At 60.3% G+C, this 6000-nt stretch carries 6 protein-coding genes; all 6 read right to left on the bottom strand.

Features of this window, described 5'->3' with window-relative positions:
- On the bottom strand, window positions 1-340 hold a 340-nt coding region (locus JJE47_12585), incomplete at its 3' end, for a DUF222 domain-containing protein (GenBank protein ID MBK5268262.1).
- Window positions 341-666: 326 nt separating this feature from the next.
- Window positions 667-1176 carry a phosphotransferase gene (locus JJE47_12580; protein ID MBK5268261.1) on the bottom strand — a complete coding sequence of 170 codons (510 nt, stop codon included), beginning with the start codon at window positions 1174-1176 and terminating at the stop codon, window positions 667-669.
- 182 nt (window positions 1177-1358) lie between these two features.
- Complete coding sequence (locus JJE47_12575; GenBank protein ID MBK5268260.1) at window positions 1359-1700, bottom strand: P-II family nitrogen regulator; 342 nt, start codon at window positions 1698-1700, stop codon at window positions 1359-1361.
- A 10-nt stretch (window positions 1701-1710) separates the two neighbouring features.
- Window positions 1711-3102, bottom strand: coding sequence for an ammonium transporter (locus tag JJE47_12570; GenBank protein ID MBK5268259.1), 1392 nt, complete (start codon window positions 3100-3102; stop codon window positions 1711-1713).
- Window positions 3103-3213: 111 nt separating this feature from the next.
- Entirely contained in the window at window positions 3214-3699 is a 486-nt protein-coding gene (locus JJE47_12565; GenBank protein MBK5268258.1) for a winged helix-turn-helix transcriptional regulator, read from the bottom strand.
- 139 nt (window positions 3700-3838) lie between these two features.
- Window positions 3839-5962, bottom strand: coding sequence for a cyclic nucleotide-binding domain-containing protein (locus JJE47_12560; protein ID MBK5268257.1), 2124 nt, complete (start codon window positions 5960-5962; stop codon window positions 3839-3841).
- Window positions 5963-6000: the final 38 nt, after the last annotated feature.

Genomic DNA, 6000 nt, shown 5'->3' with positions numbered 1-6000 from the left:
TCCCGTAGACCTCATGATCGGTGGTTGCGTTCAGTTTGGTGAGTTGTTGGGCCCGTTCGTAGGTGAGGTGACCGGTGGCAAGTTGCTGGTGGATGTCGGGTCGGTCGACCATCCGTCGGGACGTTCCAACCAGTGTTCGGGCCGTGTGCATGGACATGTCGGCTCTCGAGGCGACCCATTCGGACATCGATCGGCACCCGTCGGCCAGGGCGACCTGGCGTGTGTCGAGGATCGCAACGATGGCGGCTTGGCGGGCCCGAAGCCGACCGATCAGCTGTTCGTCGTCGACGAGTCGCCGTTCCAAACCGTCGGTTGTCTCAGGGTTCTGTTGCGTTTCCATGGTTCAAAGATACGAGGTGGCTGTGACAAAAACCGGTCGAAAATCCCCATCCACAAAGGAAATCTCAAGAATCTGCGGTCGGCCAGAGATACGTTCAGCTGCCAGTGTTCGATACCGGTTTTGTGGACCTGCAACTCGTCGGTCCGTGATGCCAAGCCGTTCTGCAATTGACCAACGGTCACGGATCTTTCCCCCGAACGCCACTCGTTTCGGTGGTGACCGACCTGGGTTCAAGTGCGCGATACCCAGGCCGCCGTCGTTGTGTCGTTGTGTAAGTGTCTCGTTGCGTGTGCCGTTGTTTGGGGACGAGTCCCCCTGCCCATCACCTAGGGCGATGGGGCCCTTCCCCCCGGACGCTCCACTTCGTTTCGCTGGGGGGACCGACAGGGGGCGCCCGGGACGCGTATTGGCGCACCGAACGCATCAATCAGTCGCAGCGCCTTCACGAATCCAGCGAGGTCGGCCGCTGCCTGCTCTAGGTCTCCAAGCCTGCCGGTAGCCTCCTCGCCTGGTAGCCATTCGTATACCGACCAAGCGAAGGGAAAGCCTTCGGCCGGTTGACCCATTGCGAGATGAACGGGAACGGCGAGTGGCACATGGGGAGCGATCCTGGGGAGCCATTCCGCCTCCTTCGCCGCCTGCGTCGTGGCCCACGGGATACGCGGCAACCGGACAGCGAGGACTTTGCCAAGACGATAGATGTCGTGGTCGGTGCCGTAAGAGATGACTGGCTCGATCGGTAGATCAGCCCAGCGTGGGAATTGTTCCGACAATAGGCGTCGTACCAGAGCCACGTCCGTTGAGATCTCGTCGGGATGCATCTTCATTCTTCCCATCGTATGCATTGTCCATTGGCTGCATCCCTTTCACAACCGACCCGCCCTTCAGATGCCGGTAGAACTCTTGGCGACCGTTACCTTCGGACCTTGAGGGGTAGTGGCCAGAACGCGAGTTGGCCTCCCCGGGAGCGTATCCGGGGAGGCCAACTCATCTTTGCCTGGCCGGGTTGACATGAGATCTAGACGGCGTCGATTCCTCGTTCGCCGGTGCGGATCCGGAGTGCCATATTGACGGGGTTGGTCCAGATCTTGCCGTCTCCGATCGTCCCACTGCCGGCTGCTTTGGCGATGGCCTCGGCGATGCTGTCAACATCGGCTGACGCGCACAGCACTTCCACTTTCAGTTTCGGCACGAAATCGACCTTGTACTCGGCGCCCCGGTAGACCTCCGTGTGGCCTCCCTGTCGGCCGAAGCCGCGCACTTCGGTGACCGTAAGTCCGGAGACCCCAACGTTGGCGAGTGCCTCTTTCACTTCGTCCAGTCGGTGGGTCTTGATGATGGCTGTTAGTAGTTCAAGCATGTCATTCCTCCTAGACGCCGGCGACGGAACTTGAGCTGGATGCGAACTCACCGCGCCCTGTTTCAAAAGCGTATCCGGGTGAGCCGTGTTCCATGACGTCGAGTCCGGCCAGTTCTTCCTCTTCGCTCACTCGCAGACCGATGACAGCCTTGATGGCCAGGAAGAGCAAGCCGGTCGTCACCACAACGAACACGAAATGCACCAGGACGAAGATCAGCTGGGTCTTCAACTGATCGATGCCACCGCCGTAGAACATGCCTGCGTTCTCCCGTCCGAGGAACGCGTCGTCGTACCTGGCGAAGAAAGCGATCGACAGCGTCCCGAACGTACCGCAGACTCCGTGCACCGAAATGGCGCCCACCGGATCGTCGATCTTGAGCCGATCGACGAACTTGACCGAGAACACCACGATGATGCCGCCGAGCGCTCCGATGACGACTGCTGCCCACGTCTCGATCGTGCCGACGGGAGCCGTGACGGCGACCAATCCTGCCAGGAGTCCGTTGGCGGCCATTGAGACGTCCGGTTTCTTGTCGACTAGCCAGTTGACGATCATGGCCGCCACCGAACCGGCGCAGCCGGCAAGAAGCGTCTTGAGGGCGATGCCGGTCACGAATTCATCGGCGGCCAGCTCGGATCCGGGGTTGAAACCGAACCAACCGATGAACAGGATCATGGCGCCAAGCACTACGAACGGGATGGAATGGCCGGGGATGGCCCGGGGTGTTCCATCTTTTGCGTACTTGCCGATCCTCGGCCCAAGAATCATAGCTCCCATCATGGCTGCCCATCCGCCCGTGGCATGGACGATCGTTGATCCGGCGAAGTCCGAGAACGGGAACTCCAGTTGTGAAAGCCATCCGCCACCCCAGGTCCAGCGAAGGATCACCGGATAGATCAGCGCGGTGATGAAGAAGCTATATACGAAGTAGCTTTTGAACTTGGTTCGTTCCGCCATCGCTCCGGACACGATTGTGGCCGCAGTAGCCGCAAACGCCGCCTGGAAAAAGAAGAACGTTGCCGGCGTAAGGTTGAGGACCATAGGCACGGTTCCTTCAACTCCGTTGATGCCCCAGCCGAAACCGAACCATCCTCCGAGAAGTTCAGCCCCACCAAAGCCGATGCCGAACCCGACGATGGCAAATGCCAGCACACCGGCTGACATATCCATCAGGTTCTTCATCATGATGTTGGCGACGTTTTTGGATCGGGTGAGCCCCGCTTCGACCAGGGCGAACCCAGCCTGCATGAAGAAGACAAGCACACCGGCGATAAACACCCACAGGTTGTCCAAAATGAATTGCGCGGCCGGGGCGGGTTCACTCTGGGCAAAGGCCGGTTGGGCCAGAACTGCCACGAGCAGCATGCCGAGCGAAGTCCCCGTCAACAGTTTCCGTTTCATATCTCTCCTCGTAGGTGACGCCGGTCACATTCGTGGGAGATCTTTTCAGCCGGGTATGGCTGAGATGAATCACTCGCGACGGCTATCTGACAACAACCTGAACATGCTCGTTCAGAGTCGCTCCAAAAGCAGACCACGCGATCGGATCGTCCTGATCTGCAAGCCGGCTTCGGCGACCCGACGTCGGAGCCGAACGAGATGGACGTCGAGAACGTTGCGATCGGGAGGATCGTCTGGCCAAACGGCGGCTACCAGGGCGGCCCGACTGACAACTTTGCCTTGCTGGTCGATCAGTTCGGCGAGGATTTGGGCTTCGACGGGCGGCAGGGGGATACGATGCGCGCCGCTGCGTAGTGACCCTGTGTCGTCAATGCTGATCTCGGCATCCGCCGTGAACTCAGCCCGCCGGAGAATGCCATCGATCCGAGCCCGCACGTCGGATCGGGCGGCCGGAACTCGTATCCAATCCTCGAGCAGGTCCGACGGGGTTGGTGGTTCCACTCCATGCTCGACCAGGAGCAGGCGGGGTCGGCCGTTGGCCCGCAGTCGCTCGCGTCGTTGTCGTTCACCCGGCCAGCGCAACAGTTCTACGTCCACACCTGGAATATACGATCACATCATTTCTGAAATGTTTCTGGCCTGTATCGGTAGTGCCAAAACGTTGTTCATTGCCCGGAACGGAGACGCCGGGGCATTCGCCGGGTTTTGAGAGACTCAAGCGAGAGGATGGCGACGATCAGGTCCCGACAGGCCATGGTGCGGTGGCGGTCGGCCACCCGCCTTCGGCCAGCCACTTATCGATCATGGGCTTGGACATTTCGTAGCCGGCCGCCTCGACCTTGCGGGATTCATGGAAATCCATCATGGCGACTTCGTGGATGGGGAGCAGGAGATACAGATCGGCGATGTCCTCCTCCACCAGGCGGTCGCGTTCGCGAATCGAAGCGGTGACCATGGATCGAAGCAAGATCGCCGCCGTACCTGGATACTGGTTGGCGTGTCTGATCCGGTCGCCTGCCGCTCGCCATCCCGAAACTGACATTCCGAAGTCGAGATGGGCATGTGGTCCAGTTCGAGGGGCAACATCCACCGCGATAATCGTCCCGGGAGTGAACTCTTGTTCGGCAACATCGATGGGGAGATTGTTGAGGACCCCTCCGTCGACCAGTAGATCGTCGCCAAACGGGACCGGCGGGATGATTCCGGGGATTGCCAGGCTTGCTCGAATGGATTCGGCGACCAAGCCCCGACGGTGGACCATCACAGTCGACTGAGTGAGGTTGGTTGAAACGCATGCGAACGGATGCCAGAGATCTTCGATTTCGCTATCGCCGAATACCTCGCGGAGACCATGGGCGATTTTTTCGCCTTTGATCAGGGCTACGACCGGGATCGTGTAATCCAGGACATCGGCGAAATGCTTTTTGGTTAACTTCATACTCTCGGTATGTGACCCGCCTGTCGCGTAAAAACCGGCCAGTACCGAACCTATCGATGTCCCTACGACGGTGTCCACCGGGACACCCGTCTCCTCGAGGGCCCGAATAACACCTAGATGGGCGAAACCTCTGGCTCCACCACCGCCGAACACCAATGAGGTGCTGTGGCCGGTGATGAGTCGAGCCAATCGGGCAGTGTCGCTCGTTCGGCCGGTCAGCACATGTGCGACGTTGCTCATGCCGTGTCGATCCATCAATTCTGCCGTGCCCCGCGGACGTTCGGTACCGACAGGGTGGATGATGGCCAGCCACCGATTCTGGGTCGGGACCGTCCCCGCCGCGCCAAGGATTTCGGAAATTCGCCTTTGCTCTGCTTCGCCGGGTTGGGCGGAACAGGCAATGACCAAGCGGTCAGCCTGGCGAATGCACCGCCGGGTCCACTCGGTCAGGTCGCGGTCGGTGTGGAGCAGTAGATGGTCCGTCGACAGTTCCAGCGCATGTAGGAACTCGCTAAGCCGGTAGTCCCTGGGGGATCCGACCGGTGACTGTGCGATGCCGGGCCAGTCGAGGTCGGAGTCTGCGCGTTCGGATGAGAGTACTTCGGCGGTCCCATGACGAAGGGTTTCGGTCAACAGTTCGCCCAGAAGGTCCCCGGAGTGATCGATGGTAACTGCGATGCAAACCGTGGTAGCGGCTGTCTTTCGATTGTCGGGAGTGGCTCTGGCAAAGACGCTGCCGATGGCCAACACAGCGGACGGATGGGAGACCAGGATCTGCTCGAAGTCGCTGCTGTGTGCTTCGAGCAGGGTCGTATCCCGGCTGGCGACCACAGTTTCCTGGCTGACTCGAGGAGCCAGCAGCGCTTCCGGCGAGATGAACGCTCCGGGACCGTACTCGGTTCGGACCCCTTTGGGGGTGGTGCCCTGGAGTCGGCCCGTAAGAACGACGTGCCCGAATTCGGCCACCGTACCGGCGTCTCTCAATGTGGTGCCTGCTGGAATTCGTTTCCACGTTATGTGTTCCTCGATAGACCGCTGGAGTTCGTCACCGAGTCCGCCAATGTGGCGGCTGATAAATCGGTGAAGTGAGTTGTGGTCCAATCGGCGGATGGCCAATTCGGTTACTTCCGTCGACAGATTCGGATCGGCGGCCATCAACTGCTCGAACTCCGCCCGGGAGTAACCGAGAAGTTCGCAATCTGAGGCTGCCACGATTGTGGCGGTGCGAGGAGTTCCAGCCAGGGCAGCCAGTTCCCCGACCAGAGTGCCGGCATGGAGCCGGGCGGCCCGGATTGGCGTCTGGTCACCCACGGTCATGAGTACGTCGAGCTCTCCCGATTGAAGCCGATATACATCATCCGATTGCTCGCCGGCGACCATAAGGGTCTCGCCGGGGCGCAGCGTTAGAACGCGTCCGCTCATTTCGTGATTCCTCCCCCGTGGGGGCGATCCTAGCCAGG

It is taken from the genome of Acidimicrobiia bacterium, from assembly GCA_016650365.1.
In the GTDB taxonomy this organism is placed as follows: Bacteria; Actinomycetota; Acidimicrobiia; order Spongiisociales; family JAENVV01; genus JAENVV01.
This window is presented reverse-complemented; position numbering and strand designations above follow the sequence as displayed.